The sequence below is a fragment of the Polynucleobacter difficilis genome (genome assembly GCF_003065365.1).
Taxonomy (GTDB): Bacteria; Pseudomonadota; Gammaproteobacteria; order Burkholderiales; family Burkholderiaceae; genus Polynucleobacter; species Polynucleobacter difficilis.
The window spans coordinates 1,699,914-1,715,166 of the sequence record NZ_CP023276.1; the positions used below are offsets into that span (position 1 = coordinate 1,699,914).

Consider the following 15,253-nt stretch of genomic DNA (forward strand, 5'->3'; position numbering starts at 1 on the left):
TCAATTATCAGGCTTTTAGAAAATCGGCGCGCGATCCGAGCCACCGTTCCAGTTGTTGATCCACCACCGCAGGGTGATTGGCCAAAAGGCGCTCTGCTGCCTGCTGGGCTAAATCGATCAGCCAGGCATCGCGTTGCAGGTCTACAAAACGGAGCATGGTATCGCCCGATTGCTTTGCGCCCAAGAGTTCACCCGGGCCGCGCAGTGATAAATCCCGCTCGGCAATTACAAAGCCATCGGATACTTCACGCAGGGTTTGTAGACGCTCCTTAGCGGCGGCCGAAAGGGGTTCTGCATACATCAATATGCAGACCGAGTCGGCTGTGCCGCGCCCTACTCGGCCGCGCAATTGATGAATTTGGGCATAACCAAATCGCTCCGCATGCTCAATCACCATGAGGGCCGCATTGGGCACATCTACCCCCACTTCAATCACGGTAGTCGCCACCAGCAATTGAATTTGATTGGCCTTGAATGCTGCCATCACAGCAGCCTTCTCCTCCGCCTTTAATCGCCCATGGACGAGACCTATTTTAAATTGGGGCAGGTGCTGCTCTAACTGCGCATAACTCTCCACTGCGGTTTGCAGTTGCAAGGCATCCGACTCTTCAATTAGGGGGCAAACCCAGTAGGCTTGCAAGCCTTTACTCAACCAGTCCTGCAGGCCATTGATGACTTCATCCCGCCGGCTGTGCTTCACCACCTTGGTCGTAATGGGCTTGCGTCCTGGTGGCAGCTCATCCACTACAGCCACATCCAGGTCGGCATAGTAGGTCATTGCTAAAGTGCGGGGGATTGGGGTTGCGGACATCATCAGCTGATGGCAGTAGAACAATTCAGAGCCGATGCGCTGCGATATCTCTAAGCGTTGACGGACCCCAAAGCGGTGTTGCTCATCAATCACCGCAAGGCCTAACTTCGCAAACGAAACACTTTCCTGAATCAAAGCGTGGGTACCAATAATTAGCTGCGCAGCACCACTCTCAATCGCCGCATGCGCAGCTTTTTTTTCTTTGGCTTTTAAACTACCCGATAGCCAGACGATCTCGACCCCAAGCGGCCCAAACCATTCTTGCATTTTGATGAAGTGCTGTTCGGCCAAAATTTCAGTGGGGGCCATGACCGCAGCCTGATAACCATGGTCGATCGCCCTCGCTGCAGCCAGTGCGGCAACTATGGTCTTGCCGCTACCCACATCCCCTTGCAATAAGCGGTTCATCGGAAATGCGCGGCTGAGGTCCGACTCAATTTGTGCCCACACCCGCTTTTGCGCTCCCGTTAATTCGAATGGCAGTGCTGCCAATAGCCCTTGCTCAATCGATTGCTGCCCTTGAGTTGGTGGATCTCCGTGCAGACGCGGCGCATTACGCTGACGGCGCAGGGCATGAGCCTGCTTTAGCGAGAGCTGCTGTGCCAATAACTCTTCAAACTGCACCCGTCGCCATGCTGGGTGGGTTCGCTCCATTAATGCAGCGGTATCCGCATCTGCTGGCGGATTATGTAGATAGTGAATAGCATCATGCAAAGGCATCCATTCGCCCTGCGGCAAGAGATCAGCAGTCACCGGCGCGGGAATCAGCTCGGCTAGAAATTGCTTAATGTCAGCCGATCGCAATGCCTGCTGCACCGCCTTACGAATCACCGTTTGGGTCACGCCCTCACTGGCGGGGTAGACCGGGGTCAGGCTCGCTGGTAGTGGCGCATCGGGCGCAACTGCTTTGACGGTGGGGTGAACCATCTCAGGTCCCGAATACCCATCGCGCACCTCTCCACGAACGCGCACATGAGCGCCCACCGCCATTTGCTTTTGCTGGCTTGGGTAAAAATTGAGAAAGCGCAACTGGAGCAGAGCGGTGTCATCCTCAATGGTGATTACCAACTGCCGCCGTGGCCGAAACAGCACCTGACTACGTATCACCCTCCCTTGGGTTTGTACTGCGCTAAATGACCCTTTAATTAATGCGTCTTCGATGGTGTAAAGCGCAGTCTCATCCTCGTAGCGGCTTGGAAGGTGCAATGCGAGCGCAATGGGACTATTTAAGCCCATTTTTTCGAGTGCATTTGGTGGTCGGGGTTTCGTCATGGTTAGAATTCCAACTTCGATGGTAATGCTATGCAACTCTCCGACTTCAATTACGACCTTCCGCCCGAGCTAATTGCTCAGCACCCCCTCGCCAATCGCTCCGACAGCCGCTTGTTGGAGGTGGCCGCCAACGGCTTGCATGACCGTACATTTGTCGATATCAGCCAAATTGCCAAGCCTAGCGATTTATTCATCTTCAATGATACGAAGGTAATCCCAGCAAGGCTATATGGTCAGAAAGAAACCGGGGGGCAAGTTGAGCTCTTGATTGAGCGCATCACTGGTGAAAATCGAGCCTGGGTGCAAATTAGAGCCTCAAAGACGCCCAAAGTCGGTAGCCGAATACACATTCAGAATAAGCTCGGCGAACAAATCGATGTCGAGATCCTAGAGCGTAAGGATCGCTTTTATGAAATCGCTTTTCAGAAAAGCGTATTGGAATTGCTTGATCGCTTTGGTGAACTACCCCTACCGCACTACATTGAGCACCAAGCGGATCGCGACGATGCCGAGCGCTACCAAACTGTTTTGGCAAGTAACCCCGGCGCAGTAGCAGCGCCTACTGCAGGCCTGCACTTTGATGATTTGGTTTTGGGGCAGCTGGCTAAGAATGGAGTGGAACGAGCGACCATTACCTTACACGTTGGCGCAGGCACCTTCACTCCCGTTCACTCCGAAGATTTAAGTCAGCACCAAATGCATTATGAGTGGTACAGCATCCCTGAAAAAACCATTGAAGCGATTGAACAAACCAAACAAAAGGGCGGACGCGTGATTGCCGTTGGCACCACCAGTTTGCGCACACTGGAGAGCTATGCCCTGAATCAAGCGCTAACGGGGGATACCAATTTATTTATCACTCCGGGCTTTCAATTTAAAGTGGTCGATGCCTTGGTTACCAACTTCCACCTACCCAAGTCCACTTTGCTGATGTTAGTTAGCGCCTTTGCCGGTATGGATACTATTCGGGAGGCCTATCGGCACGCGATTACGGAGCGCTATCGCTTTTTCAGTTATGGTGATGCCATGTACCTGAATCGTTCCGCTTAAACTAGGCTAATGACTTCACCCATTCAATTTGAGTTAATCAAGCGCGATTCGCAAAGCTTGGCACGACTCGGCAGGCTTGATCTGCCCCACGGCAGTGTGCAAACACCCATCTTTATGCCGGTCGGGACCTACGGTACGGTCAAGGCCATGACCCCGCGCGATCTTGAGGAAGCCAAAGCGCAAATTATTTTGGGCAACACCTTTCATTTATGGCTGCGGCCTGGACTGGATGTCATTGCGAAACACGGTGGACTGCATCGCTTTATGGCGTGGGATAAACCCATCTTGACTGATTCGGGTGGCTTTCAGGTATTTAGCCTGGGCGCACTGCGCAAGATTTCAGAAGATGGCGTGACCTTTGCCTCACCCATTAATGGCGATAAATTGTTCATGTCTCCCGAAGTCTCGATGGAGATCCAAGCAGTGCTCAATAGTGACATTGCCATGCAATTCGATGAGTGCACTCCCTATGAGACGCATGGTCAAGCCACCACTGAAAAAGCAGCGCGGCAATCCCTTGAGCTATCGCTCCGCTGGGGCGCCCGTTCACTCAAGCGCTTTCGGGAGCTTGAAACGGGTAATGGGCTCTTTGGCATTGTGCAGGGCGGGATGTTTGAATCCTTGCGTGAAGCCTCCTTAGCCGAAGTAAGTCAGCAGGGATTTGATGGCATTGCGATTGGCGGCCTCTCGGTAGGAGAGCCTAAGCCTGAGTTTGAACGAATTTTGGCGTTTACTGCCCCCAAGCTTCCAGAAAAAGCCCCTCACTATTTGATGGGTGTTGGCACCCCTGAAGATCTGATGCTCGGGGTTAGCAATGGCATCGACATGTTCGATTGCGTGATGCCCACCCGAAATGCCCGCAATGGCTGGCTATTTACCCGCTTTGGCGATTTGAAGCTGCGCAACAGTGGCTATAAAGACGATGATCGCCCAGTAGACCCGACCTGCTCCTGCTATACCTGCCAGCGCTTTACCCGGTCTTATCTCAATCACCTGCAAAAAGCCAATGAAATTCTGGGGGCGCAGCTCAATACGATCCACAATTTGTCCTACTACATAGGGCTAATGACTGAAATCCGGGAAGCCCTGGCAAAGGACCGCTTTAGCGCCTACCGCGAGCAGTTTTATGCCGATCGGCAACGCGGCGTCGAGCCAGGCCAGGATTAGGCTTCAAATCCCCTAAGCGGTTTAGAATTGCACCTTAGCCGATCTTTCTGGCTTTTTAATTAGGGTTCTTTATGGAGGCTTTGAATATGTGGATTAGTAATGCATTTGCTCAAACTGGTGCTGGCTCAGATAGCGGCGGCCTAATGGGTTTCTTGCCCATCCTGTTGATGTTTGTGGTGCTGTACTTCATCATGATTCGCCCACAAATGAAGCGTCAAAAAGAAACGCGCCTCATGCTCGAAGCATTGGCAGTTGGCGATGAAGTCATTACCATCGGCGGAATTCTTGGCAAAGTCAATGCAATACGAGATCAAAACGTGATCGTTGAAATTGCAGCGGGCACCGAAGTGATCATGCAAAAGGGGGCGGTCACCATGGTTTTGCCTAAAGGCACCCTCAAAGCTGCTTAATCTCATTTTTAGCATTCGCGTCATCGAGACACTATGAACCGTTACCCACTCTGGAAGTACCTTGTAATTGGTGTTGCGCTCCTCATTGGCGCGCTCTACTCCTTACCGAATATTTTTGGAGAGGCTCCAGCGGTTCAGGTCTCGGCCGCCAAGCCAACCGTCAAGGTTGAGCTAGCAACGCAAGCGCGTGTTGAAAAAATATTAGCCGATGCCTCGATTCCAAGTACCGGAATGTTTTTTGAGCGCACCGGCAACGTCGGGTCAGTGAAGGTTCGCTTTGATAGCACCGACATTCAGTTGCGCGCCAAGGATTTGTTGCAACAAAAACTAAATTCCGATCCAAATGATCCCAGCTTTACAGTTGCTTTAAATCTACTCTCCAACACACCCCATTGGCTCAGCTCGATTAATGCGATGCCAATGCCCCTGGGTCTTGATCTGCGCGGTGGCGTGTACTTCCTGCTGCAAGTGGACATGCAAGGCGCGGTACAGAAAAAAGTGCTGGCCATTGCGGGTGATATTCGCAGTCAATTGCGTGAAAAGAACATTCGCCACCAAGGCATTGAACGCGGCAATGAATCCGTCACCATTCAGTTTGGTAGCGCCGAGGAAGCAGAAAAAGCTAAGGCACTGCTCACCGCCTCACAAACCGACCTGATTTGGCAACTGAGTGCGCAAGCCAGTGGTGCTCGTCTCCTTGGCCAGTTCAAGCCAGCCTCGCTTAAAGAAGTACAAGACAACGCGGTAAAGCAAAACATTACCACCCTCAATAAGCGCGTGAATGAACTGGCCGTAAAAGAGCCAGTCATTCAGCAACAAGGTGCTGATCGCATCATCGTGCAATTGCCGGGCGTACAAGACACTGCTCGCGCCAAAGATATCATTGGCCGCACTGCTACCCTCGAATCCCGCCTCGCTGACCCGCTGGTATCCACCATTGCGGTTGGTGATCCCGTTCCTCCTGGCATGGACGTATTCCGTTTTGGCGAAGGCCGACTGGGCGTATTTAAGAAGTCGATTATTTTTAGTGGTGAGCGCATTACCGATGCGAGCGCAGGCTTTGATCAAAATCAACGCCCCTCGGTCAATATTTCTCTGGATGCGGCCGGTGGTAGGGTAATGCAGGAAGTCACCCGTGAAAATATTGGCAAACCCATGGGCATGATTTTGTTTGAAAAAGGTAAAGGCGAAGTACTTACCATTGCCACCATTCAAAGTGAGTTTGGTTCCAAGTTTCAGATTACGGGCCAGCCTACCACCGAGAGTGCCAACGACCTTGCCCTGCTATTGCGCGCAGGCTCACTGGCAGCCCCAATGGAAATCATTGAAGAGCGCACCATTGGCCCAAGCCTAGGCGCTGAGAACATTGAAAAAGGCTTTACTTCGCTGATCTTTGGCTTTATTGCAATCGCTGTCTTCATGATTGCTTACTACATGCTATTTGGCTTTTTCTCGGTCACTGCCCTGGCAGTCAACATTGTGCTGCTGATTTCGCTTCTATCGATGCTGCAGGCGACCTTAAGCCTACCTGGTATTGCAGCGATGGCCTTGGCACTGGGTATGGCAATTGACTCAAACGTGCTGATCAACGAGCGTATTCGGGAAGAGTTACGCAATGGCGTTGCCCCCAGCACTGCGATTGCAATTGGCTTTGATAAGGCCTGGGCAACTATTTTGGACTCCAATATCACCACCTTGATTGCTGGCTTGGCATTGTTAGCTTTCGGCTCCGGCCCCATCAAGGGGTTTGCGGTGGTCCATTGCTTGGGTATTTTGACCTCGATGTTCTCGGCAGTCTTTTTCTCGCGCGGCATTGTCAATCTTTGGTACGGCAGAAAAAAGAAGTTACAGAAAATTTCAATTGGCCAGGTTTGGGTCGCGAAGGAGAAATAAGCCATGGAATTTTTCCGCATCCGCAAAGACATCCCCTTCATGCGCCATGCATTGATTCTCAATGCATTCTCATTTGTCTCTTTCTTAGCTGCAGTCTTTTTCCTCTGGCAAAACGGCTTACATCTCTCGATCGAATTCACCGGTGGTACGGTCATGGAGGTGAGCTATCAACAAACCGCGCCGCTCGATTCGATTCGTAAAAAGGTAGAGAAGCTTGGCTACACCGATACCCAGATCCAGAACTTTGGTAGTTCGCGAGACATCATTATTCGCCTTCCTTTGCAAAAGGATGCGGAGGGGAAAAACATTTCCTCTGCAGATCAAAGCTTGGTTGTGATGAAAGCGTTGGTCGAGGATGGCACAGAGGCCAAGTTGCAACGGGTTGAATTTGTGGGCCCTCAGGTCGGTAAAGAGTTAGCAATCGATGGCCTTAAGGCCCTTACCTTCGTGGTGATTGGCATCATGATTTACCTGTCGTTCCGCTTTGAGTGGAAATTTGCCATTGCCGGCATTATTGCTAACTTGCACGATGTGGTCATCATCCTCGGCTTTTTTGCCTTCTTCCAATGGGAGTTCTCACTCTCGGTTCTTGCCGCAGTTCTGGCTGTCTTAGGCTATTCGGTAAACGAGTCGGTGGTTATTTTTGACCGGATCCGTGAGAACTTCCGCAAGTACCGAAAGATGACCACCCCTGAGGTAATTGATAACGCGATTACCAGCACCATTAGCCGTACCGTCATCACGCACGGCAGTACGCAAATGATGGTGCTCGCGATGCTGTTGTTCGGCGGACCTACCCTCTTTTACTTTGCGCTAGCTCTCACCATCGGCATTTTGTTTGGTATTTACTCGTCAGTATTCGTGGCGGCTGCGATTGCGATGTGGCTTGGAATTAAGCGTGAAGACTTAATCAAGAACGATAAAAAGCCAGACGATCCAACGCGCAAAGACGATCCCAACTACGGCGCTACGGTTTAAGTAGTTCGTCCTTTGAGTGCGGCCATGATTCTGGTGGTCGCGCCCTGATAATGTGCGGCATACCGCAGAGCCGCCTCCCGCATTGCTTTGCGCTGCTGCTGATCTTGCAAAATTCGAATTATCGTGCCGGCCAATGTCGTTGCCAATGATCCATTGTTCCCAACCCGCATAGCTGCACCATAATCAATTGCATCTTGGCTTGCCTGCTGAAAGTTAAAGGTATGCTCCCCAAGCAGTACAGGGCAGCCCGCAGCACACGCTTCAATCAGGTTTTGGCCACCGAATGGCAGCAAACTTCCGCCCATCACCACGAGATCGGATGCGCTGTAATACAAAGGCATCTCGCCCATTGAATCGCCGAGCACCACTGCCGTTTTCAGATCAATCGTATTTTGCAAATCCACGGCGTCTAAATTAATTTCAGAGCGGCGCAATACCATCAGCCCGTAAGCACGAAAGAGCTCAGCCACTTCAGTAAAGCGCTCGGGGTGGCGTGGCACGATGCACAGCAAGGGCTGTGCCGTTGATGCCGATCCTGATGCCGATACTGATTCTTCAGCATGCATTTGAAGTACAGCTTGCCATGCCTCCAGAATGATTGCTTCTTCGCCTTCGCGGGTGCTGGCAGCGCAAACCATGAGGCGATGGTTTTTTTCTAGATGCGCGTGCCATGCGAGGCCCTGCTTAACCAATACGGGGTCTAGCACCACATCAAACTTTAGATTACCGACGACCTCACAATGCTTCACGCCAAGCGCCCGATAACGCCCTGCATCGAGTTCGGTCTGCGCCAAAATACCGGCGAATGCCTGAAACAAAGAACGGCCTGCATTGCCAAAGCGAGCAACGCGGCGCGCACTGCGCTCAGATAAGCGGGCATTGATTAAATAGACCGGTAAATTTATTTCGGCAGCGCGAAACACAATCGTTGGCCATGCTTCGGTTTCCATAAATAAACCCAGCGTGGGCTTCGCTGCTTTTAAAAACCGCTCTACCGACCAGCAGAGGTCATAAGGCAAATACACTTGCTGCAAACGGCCCTGCGCTATGGCATCAGCAAAAATGGCTGCACCAGTGCGCCGCCCATTGGGCGTCATGCACGTCAGCACAATGGATTTACCCTCTTGTAAATAGGCTTCAATGAGAGGCTGCGCTGCTCTGGTTTCGCCTACCGATACGGCATGTACCCAAATAGCTCCAGGCTGAATGCCTTGGCTAAAACCGAAACGCTCCGCAATCGCTTGGCGGTAGCCTGGGTCCTTACGGCCTCGCCACCACAGCCGCAGTAGTACGACTGGCAAGAGAAGATGCCACCCCAGTTGATAGCAGGCAAACCAGAGCCAAGGGCGATTGACCGTTGACTGCGGCAATGCAGGCTCTGGGCTAGCTGGCGTCACTTTTTGAGGCGCTGTGTCAACTCGACTGCTTTACCCAAATAACTGGATGGCGTCATTTCCAGTAAGCGGGCTTTTGCATCTTCCGGAATCGCCAAGCCCCGAATGAAGACCTGAAGATCTGCTTGATTAATCCCTTTGCCACGGGTTAATTCTTTTAATTGCTCGTAGGGATTTTCAATGCCGTAACGGCGCATCACCGTTTGCACTGGCTCCGCCAAGACTTCCCAGCAGGCATCGAGATCGGCTGCAATTGCCGCCACATTGAGCTCGAGCTTGCCAATGCCGCGCATGGCGCTGTCGTAGGCCAAAACACTGTGTCCAAATGCAGGGCCCAGATTACGCAATACGGTGGAGTCGGTTAAGTCACGCTGCCAGCGTGAGAGCGGTAACTTTTCAGCGAGGTGGCGCAAGAGCGCATTAGCAACACCCAGATTACCTTCGGAGTTTTCAAAATCAATTGGATTGACTTTATGCGGCATGGTGGACGAACCAATTTCACCGGCCTTGGTACGCTGCTTAAAGTAGCCCAAAGAAATGTAGGCCCAAAAGTCGCGGTCCATGTCGAGCAAGATGGTGTTGGCGCGCGCAATCGCGTCAAACAATTCAGCCATGCCATCGTGTGGCTCAATCTGAATCGTATACGGATTAAATTGCAAGCCTAAGCGCTGCTCCACGACTTCGCGTGCAAACTTCTCCCAATCAAAATCGGGGTAAGCCGAAAGGTGTGCATTGTAGTTACCGACCGCACCATTCATTTTGCCGAGTAAAGGTACCGCTGCGATTGCAGCAATCGCGCGCTCCAATCGTTTGGCAATATTGGCAATCTCTTTGCCCAAGGTAGTAGGCGATGCGGGCTGGCCGTGTGTGCGCGAGAGCATCGGCACCGCAGCATTGGCTAGCGCCAATTCTGTTAAGGCGTCGTGGATTTTGCGCAACTGGGGCAGCAATACGGTATCGCGCGCACCGCGCAGCATCAAGCCATGCGCCGTATTGTTGATATCCTCGGAAGTGCAGGCAAAGTGAATGAACTCGCTGGCCTTAAGCAAGTCAGGACGGCCCGATACTTTTTCTTTTAAGAAATATTCGACCGCTTTCACGTCATGATTGGTTACGGCTTCGATTTCTTTAATGCGCTGCGCATCGGCATCAGTAAAGGCATTGGCTAAGGACAACAAAAAATCGGCATCGGCTTTAGAGATGGCGGGCACATCAGCAAGACCCCCAGACCCAAGAGCTAAAAGCCAATGAATCTCTACAAAGACGCGTTGCTTCATGAATGCAGACTCGGACAACCAGGGTCGCAATGCATCGAGCTTGCTGGCGTAGCGCCCATCCAGTGGAGATAAGGCGTTTAAAGTGCTAATCGGTTGGCTCACGGCGCTGCCTTTAGTGGAGGTAATCAATAAAGTCCTATTTTAAAGCGTTATTGAGTCATCCCCGCCACGGAGCTATACTCCACCGCTATGAAAATAATTGGATCACTTACCAGCCCTTACGCCCGCAAAGTACGGATTGTCCTAGCCGAAAAGAAGATTGAGGCCGATTTTGTGCCTGAAAACGTCTGGGTTCCCGAAACCACCATTGGGCAACATAACCCTCTGGGGAAGATTCCCTGCCTAGTGACGGACGATGGCAGTGCTATTTTTGATTCACGGGTAATCGTGGAATACGTCGATACCTTGAGCCCCGTTGGTAAGTTAATTCCGGCCGATGGTCGTGAGCGTGCCGCGGTTAAAACCTGGGAAGCATTGGCAGATGGGATCTTGGATGCCGGTATTTTGGCCAGACTAGAAGCAACCTGGCGACCAGCAGAGCAGCAAAGCCCTGCTTGGATTGAGCGCCAAATGAGCAAAATCGATGCAGCCCTGAAAACTATGTCGATTGGCCTAGGCGAATCCAATTACTGCCACCACAATCAATTTAGTCTTGCTGATATTGCGGTGGGCTGCGCCTTGGGTTACCTGGATTTTCGCTTTCCATCGCTGGACTGGCGCACGCCCCATCCCAACCTAGCGGCTTTCTACCAAGGACTCATGCAGCGGCAGTCTTTTAAAGACACGGTCCCACCCGCAGCGTAATACTTAGCGGCTTGGGGCTATTCTGGGCTCGCAGAAATAATCCCGCCGCCCAAGCAAATATCACCGTCGTACACCACAGCAGATTGACCGGGCGTAATCGCCCACTGGGAATCCGCAAATTGCAGCGCGAACCCAGCAGATGCCATCTCCAAGGTGCAATTAGCATCCGCTTGGCGATAGCGTGTTTTGGCTCCATAAGCGCCTGCCAATGGCATTGCACCACTAATCCAACTCGCATCGATTGCATTTAAATGCTGGCTGCTCAGCCAAGGATGTGCGTGGCCCTGAGCGATATACAGGGTATTGCTCGCCATATCTTTGCGCGCAACGTACCAAGCATCCCCATTGCCATCTTGGCTACCACCAACCCCAATCCCTTTGCGCTGGCCGAGGGTAAAAAATGCCAAGCCCATGTGCTCACCCACGGTCTTGCCATCCGGGGTTTTAATCGGGCCTGGAGTAGTCGGCAGGTAGCGATTTAAAAATTCCCGAAACGGCCGCTCGCCAATAAAGCAAATGCCAGTCGAGTCTTTTTTACGTGCGTTTGGTAAACCAATTTGGTCAGCCAACTTGCGTACTTCGGTCTTGGCCATTTCGCCGAGTGGAAACATCACCTTTGCCAGCTGCTGCTGACTCAGGCGATGTAAAAAATAACTTTGATCCTTGCTGGCATCGAGCCCCTTTAGAAGCTGTACACCCTCCACGGCGTGCCTTGCACGGGCGTAGTGCCCAGTGGCGATGGCGTCTGCGCCCAAGGCCATGGCGTGGTCCAAAAACGCTTTAAATTTGATTTCGGCATTGCACAAGACATCGGGATTGGGGGTGCGGCCGGCGCTGTATTCGCGTAAAAATTCAGCAAAAACACGCTCCCGGTACTCTGCAGCAAAGTTCACCGCCTCTACGTCAATCCCAATCAGGTCGGCAACCGAGACTACATCGAGCCAATCTTGGCGGCTGGAGCAATACTCGCTATTGTCGTCGTCCTCCCAGTTTTTCATAAAAAGTCCAATAACTTCAAAGCCTTGCTGTTTTAAAAGCCAAGCCGTTACGGACGAATCCACGCCCCCAGACATCCCCACCACGACTTTTGAGGGCTGAGACAGCGGAATTGCGGAAGATTGAAGGTCGAGCATCAAAAAAATGAGAGAATTACACTTAAGTTACCGGTTCCCCATTGTAAAAGTCTTACGTTGGATACACACCAATTAAAAGAAATTACGAACGCAATGGGTAAGTGCGCTCACAAGGCCAAGCTACTTTAACTAATACCGCTTTTCTAAATTATTTGCTTTCGGAGACATGCCATGCGCATTGGAGTGCCACTAGAAACCAGACCGGGGGAAACTCGGGTTGCAGCCACACCGGAGACGGTCAAAAAGCTGATCAGCCAAGGTCATCAATTCATTATTCAATCCGGTGCCGGTAACGGTGCCAGCGTCCCAGATTCAGCCTATGAAGCCGTTGGCGCCACCATTGGTAGCGCTGCCGACGCTTTTGCGGCGGAGATGGTGCTCAAGGTTCGTAGCCCACAGGCCGACGAACTCAAGCAAATCAAATCCGGAACCGTGCTGATTGGCATGCTCGATCCATTTGATAACGAGGCGATTGCAGCGATGGCCAGCCAAGGCATTACCGCCTTTGCCCTCGAGGCAGCGCCACGTACTACCCGCGCCCAGAGCATGGATGTGCTGTCTTCTCAGGCCAACATCGCAGGCTACAAAGCCGTCATGCTTGCCGCCAACGAATATCAGCGCTTTATGCCTATGCTGATGACCGCAGCAGGTACGGTTAAGGCAGCGCGCATACTCATTTTGGGTGCTGGCGTTGCAGGTCTGCAAGCCATTGCGACAGCCAAGCGCCTAGGCGCTGTGATTGAGGCGTCCGATGTGCGTCCTGCCGCAAAAGAACAAATCGAATCGCTTGGCGCGAAGTTTGTGGATGTGCCTTACGAGACCGATGAAGAGCGCGAGATCGCTAAAGGTGTTGGTGGCTATGCACGCCCCATGCCCGAGTCTTGGATGAAACGCCAAGCTGCCTTGGTTGCTGAGCGCGCCATGCAAGCGGATATTGTGATTGCGACCGCCTTAATTCCAGGACGCAAGCCACCTGTCTTATTGCACAGCGAGACCGTAGCCAAGATGAAGCCGGGTTCAGTCGTGATCGATTTGGCTGCAGGCCGTGGTGAAAATGGCTCTGGCAATTGCCCCCTTACTCGCGCCGATCAAATTGTCGATGCGAATGGTGTGAAGATTGTTGGCCATACGAATTTACCCAGCATGGTTGCAGCAGATGCGTCGGCACTCTACGCGCGCAACGTACTGGACTTTATGAAGCTCATCATTAATAAAGAAGCGCAGCTGGCCATTCCTGCTGCTGCCGATGATGACATTGTTGCAGCCTGCCTCATGTGTCGTGATGGCCAAGCTGTCCGTACCAATTAATTATTGAAGGAATGATCATGGATGCAGCTGCAATTCAAAGTATTCTTACGGTCCAAAACATTACGGTGTTTGTGCTGGCCATTTTTGTGGGCTACCACGTGGTTTGGAACGTTACACCCGCATTGCATACGCCCTTAATGGCGGTGACCAATGCGATTTCTGGAATTATCATCGTCGGCGCTTTGCTGCAAACCGAAGTAATCAATGGCGATGAAATTACCCTCACCAGCTTGATTGGCGCACTGGCCGTCTTCCTCGCCTCGATAAACATTTTTGGTGGCTTTATGGTCACTCGGCGCATGCTCGAAATGTTTAAAAAGAAGGCTCCTAAAAACGAAGCCGCTGGCACAAAGTAAGAGAACCACACCATGTCTAATATCACAGCGATTTCTTATCTCATTTCTTCGGTACTTTTTATCCTCGCACTGCGGGGCTTATCGTCACCGACCACCTCCCGTCAAGGTAACGTGTATGGAATGATCGGCATGCTGCTCGCCGTCATCACCACATTCTTGATTCCAACATTTAAGCCGGTCTACTGGCTGATTGGCGTTGCCATTGTTGCTGGCGCGATCATCGGTTCGATTGCCGCTAAACGCGTGCAAATGACCAAGATGCCTGAGCTGGTTGCTTTAATGCACTCCTTCGTTGGTCTATCCGCGGTACTGATCGCAATTGCAGCAGTAATCAATCCCGCACAAGATCACTCGGGCGCGCAGAAGATCGAGCTCTTCATCGGCGCTTTCATCGGTGCGATTACCTTTACTGCCTCGATCATTGCTTTCGGTAAGCTGTCCGGCAAAGTCAGCGGCAAGCCAGTGACTTTCTCAGGCCAGCACATGCTGAACCTGATTCTTGCCATACTGATGGTTGCGGCTGGAGTGGTGTATTTCTTAACGGATAGTCATGCGGCCTTCCTGGCCATGTGCGCAGTTGCCTTGGTACTCGGCGTGACCTTGATCATCCCGATTGGTGGTGCCGATATGCCAGTGGTGGTGTCGATGCTCAATAGCTACTCGGGCTGGGCAGCAGCGGGCATTGGCTTTACGCTCAACAACCCCGTTTTGATCATTGCTGGCGCCTGCGTTGGCTCTTCAGGTGCAATTCTGTCTTACATCATGTGTAAGGCGATGAACCGTTCAATCATCGCAGTGTTGCTTGGCGGCTTTGGCGCTGAGGCAGCCGCCGGCGGTGACGATGATGGCGCCCCAAAGAACTACAAATCGGGCTCAGCTGAAGATGCGGCATTCTTGATGACCAATGCCGATACCGTGATCATTGTTCCGGGCTACGGTTTGGCGGTTGCGCGCGCGCAGCATGCACTCAAAGAGTTAACCGAGAAGTTGACTCACCATGGCGTAACGGTGAAGTATGCGATCCACCCAGTTGCCGGACGGATGCCTGGTCACATGAACGTCTTGCTAGCGGAAGCCGAAGTACCCTACGACCAAGTATTTGAAATGGAAGACATCAACAGCGACTTCGGTCAGGCTGATGTGGTTCTGGTTCTAGGCGCCAATGACGTGGTTAACCCAGCAGCGCGTACACTTGGTAGCCCAATCTTTGGCATGCCGATTCTGGAAGCGTTTAAAGCCAAAACTATCATTGTCAACAAGCGTTCGATGGCTGCTGGTTACGCCGGCTTAGATAACGAACTCTTCTATATGGATAAAACCATGATGGTCTTCGGTGATGCGAAGAAGGTCATCGAAGACATGGTCAAAGCGGTTGATTAATTGAATGCATAAGCTTGGGA

At 52.0% G+C, this 15,253-nt stretch carries 13 protein-coding genes; 9 read left to right on the top strand and 4 right to left on the bottom strand.

Annotated features, from left to right (window positions below; translation table 11 throughout):
• Positions 1–7: 7 nt before the first annotated feature.
• Positions 8–2,083, bottom strand: coding sequence for an ATP-dependent DNA helicase RecG (recG, locus tag AOC34_RS08600; RefSeq protein WP_108470135.1), 2,076 nt, complete (start codon positions 2,081–2,083; stop codon positions 8–10).
• Positions 2,084–2,113: 30 nt separating this feature from the next.
• On the opposite strand from recG, the gene queA reads away from it, so the two are divergent.
• The 5 genes from queA (at position 2,114) to secF (ending at position 7,581) form a co-directional block, all read left to right on the top strand.
• Positions 2,114–3,133 (top strand): tRNA preQ1(34) S-adenosylmethionine ribosyltransferase-isomerase QueA, encoded by a 1,020-nt coding sequence (queA, locus tag AOC34_RS08605; protein ID WP_108469675.1) that lies wholly within the window; start codon positions 2,114–2,116, stop codon positions 3,131–3,133.
• A 9-nt stretch (positions 3,134–3,142) separates the two neighbouring features.
• Positions 3,143–4,300, top strand: a complete 1,158-nt coding sequence (gene tgt, locus AOC34_RS08610; RefSeq protein ID WP_108469676.1) for a tRNA guanosine(34) transglycosylase Tgt — start codon at positions 3,143–3,145, stop codon at positions 4,298–4,300.
• 86 nt (positions 4,301–4,386) lie between these two features.
• Positions 4,387–4,710 (top strand): preprotein translocase subunit YajC, encoded by a 324-nt coding sequence (yajC, locus tag AOC34_RS08615; RefSeq protein ID WP_108470136.1) that lies wholly within the window; start codon positions 4,387–4,389, stop codon positions 4,708–4,710.
• Positions 4,711–4,743: 33 nt separating this feature from the next.
• Positions 4,744–6,603 (top strand): protein translocase subunit SecD, encoded by a 1,860-nt coding sequence (gene secD / locus AOC34_RS08620; RefSeq protein ID WP_108469677.1) that lies wholly within the window; start codon positions 4,744–4,746, stop codon positions 6,601–6,603.
• A gap of 3 nt (positions 6,604–6,606) precedes the next feature.
• Positions 6,607–7,581: a protein translocase subunit SecF gene (gene secF / locus AOC34_RS08625; protein WP_108469678.1), complete on the top strand. Its 975-nt coding sequence runs from the start codon at positions 6,607–6,609 to the stop codon at positions 7,579–7,581.
• Here secF and AOC34_RS08630 read toward each other — a convergent pair.
• Both AOC34_RS08630 and purB read right to left on the bottom strand, forming a co-directional pair.
• Positions 7,578–8,951 (bottom strand): 3-deoxy-D-manno-octulosonic acid transferase, encoded by a 1,374-nt coding sequence (locus AOC34_RS08630; RefSeq protein ID WP_108470137.1) that lies wholly within the window; start codon positions 8,949–8,951, stop codon positions 7,578–7,580. The two genes, secF and AOC34_RS08630, sit on opposite strands and share 4 nt — an antisense overlap.
• A gap of 23 nt (positions 8,952–8,974) precedes the next feature.
• Complete coding sequence (purB, locus tag AOC34_RS08635; protein WP_108470138.1) at positions 8,975–10,354, bottom strand: adenylosuccinate lyase; 1,380 nt, start codon at positions 10,352–10,354, stop codon at positions 8,975–8,977.
• Between the two features lie 87 nt (positions 10,355–10,441).
• Between purB and AOC34_RS08640 the strand changes: the two genes are divergently transcribed.
• A complete protein-coding gene (locus tag AOC34_RS08640) occupies positions 10,442–11,056 on the top strand; it encodes a glutathione S-transferase (RefSeq protein ID WP_108469679.1) in 615 nt (204 codons plus the stop codon).
• A gap of 17 nt (positions 11,057–11,073) precedes the next feature.
• On the opposite strand, the gene mnmA is transcribed toward AOC34_RS08640, so the two are convergent.
• Positions 11,074–12,189, bottom strand: coding sequence for a tRNA 2-thiouridine(34) synthase MnmA (mnmA, locus tag AOC34_RS08645; protein WP_108469680.1), 1,116 nt, complete (start codon positions 12,187–12,189; stop codon positions 11,074–11,076).
• 171 nt (positions 12,190–12,360) lie between these two features.
• Between mnmA and AOC34_RS08650 the strand changes: the two genes are divergently transcribed.
• From AOC34_RS08650 to AOC34_RS08660, 3 genes are read left to right on the top strand one after another with little or no spacing between them, the layout of a single operon-like run.
• Positions 12,361–13,497: a Re/Si-specific NAD(P)(+) transhydrogenase subunit alpha gene (locus tag AOC34_RS08650; protein WP_108469681.1), complete on the top strand. Its 1,137-nt coding sequence runs from the start codon at positions 12,361–12,363 to the stop codon at positions 13,495–13,497.
• A gap of 17 nt (positions 13,498–13,514) precedes the next feature.
• Positions 13,515–13,853, top strand: coding sequence for a proton-translocating transhydrogenase family protein (locus AOC34_RS08655; RefSeq protein ID WP_108470139.1), 339 nt, complete (start codon positions 13,515–13,517; stop codon positions 13,851–13,853).
• Between the two features lie 12 nt (positions 13,854–13,865).
• Positions 13,866–15,233, top strand: a complete 1,368-nt coding sequence (locus tag AOC34_RS08660; protein ID WP_108469682.1) for an NAD(P)(+) transhydrogenase (Re/Si-specific) subunit beta — start codon at positions 13,866–13,868, stop codon at positions 15,231–15,233.
• Positions 15,234–15,253: the final 20 nt, after the last annotated feature.

What these genes read in the sequence shown, in the direction of transcription:
- recG (WP_108470135.1), bottom strand. Translation starts at nt 2,083, where the DNA reads ATGACGAAACCCCGACCACCAAATGCACTCGAAAAAATGGGCTTAAAT.
- queA (WP_108469675.1), top strand. Translation starts at nt 2,114, where the DNA reads ATGCAACTCTCCGACTTCAATTACGACCTTCCGCCCGAGCTAATTGCT.
- tgt (WP_108469676.1), top strand. Translation starts at nt 3,143, where the DNA reads ATGACTTCACCCATTCAATTTGAGTTAATCAAGCGCGATTCGCAAAGC.
- yajC (WP_108470136.1), top strand. Translation starts at nt 4,387, where the DNA reads ATGTGGATTAGTAATGCATTTGCTCAAACTGGTGCTGGCTCAGATAGC.
- secD (WP_108469677.1), top strand. Translation starts at nt 4,744, where the DNA reads ATGAACCGTTACCCACTCTGGAAGTACCTTGTAATTGGTGTTGCGCTC.
- secF (WP_108469678.1), top strand. Translation starts at nt 6,607, where the DNA reads ATGGAATTTTTCCGCATCCGCAAAGACATCCCCTTCATGCGCCATGCA.
- AOC34_RS08640 (WP_108469679.1), top strand. Translation starts at nt 10,442, where the DNA reads ATGAAAATAATTGGATCACTTACCAGCCCTTACGCCCGCAAAGTACGG.
- mnmA (WP_108469680.1), bottom strand. Translation starts at nt 12,189, where the DNA reads ATGCTCGACCTTCAATCTTCCGCAATTCCGCTGTCTCAGCCCTCAAAA.
- AOC34_RS08650 (WP_108469681.1), top strand. Translation starts at nt 12,361, where the DNA reads ATGCGCATTGGAGTGCCACTAGAAACCAGACCGGGGGAAACTCGGGTT.
- AOC34_RS08655 (WP_108470139.1), top strand. Translation starts at nt 13,515, where the DNA reads ATGGATGCAGCTGCAATTCAAAGTATTCTTACGGTCCAAAACATTACG.
- AOC34_RS08660 (WP_108469682.1), top strand. Translation starts at nt 13,866, where the DNA reads ATGTCTAATATCACAGCGATTTCTTATCTCATTTCTTCGGTACTTTTT.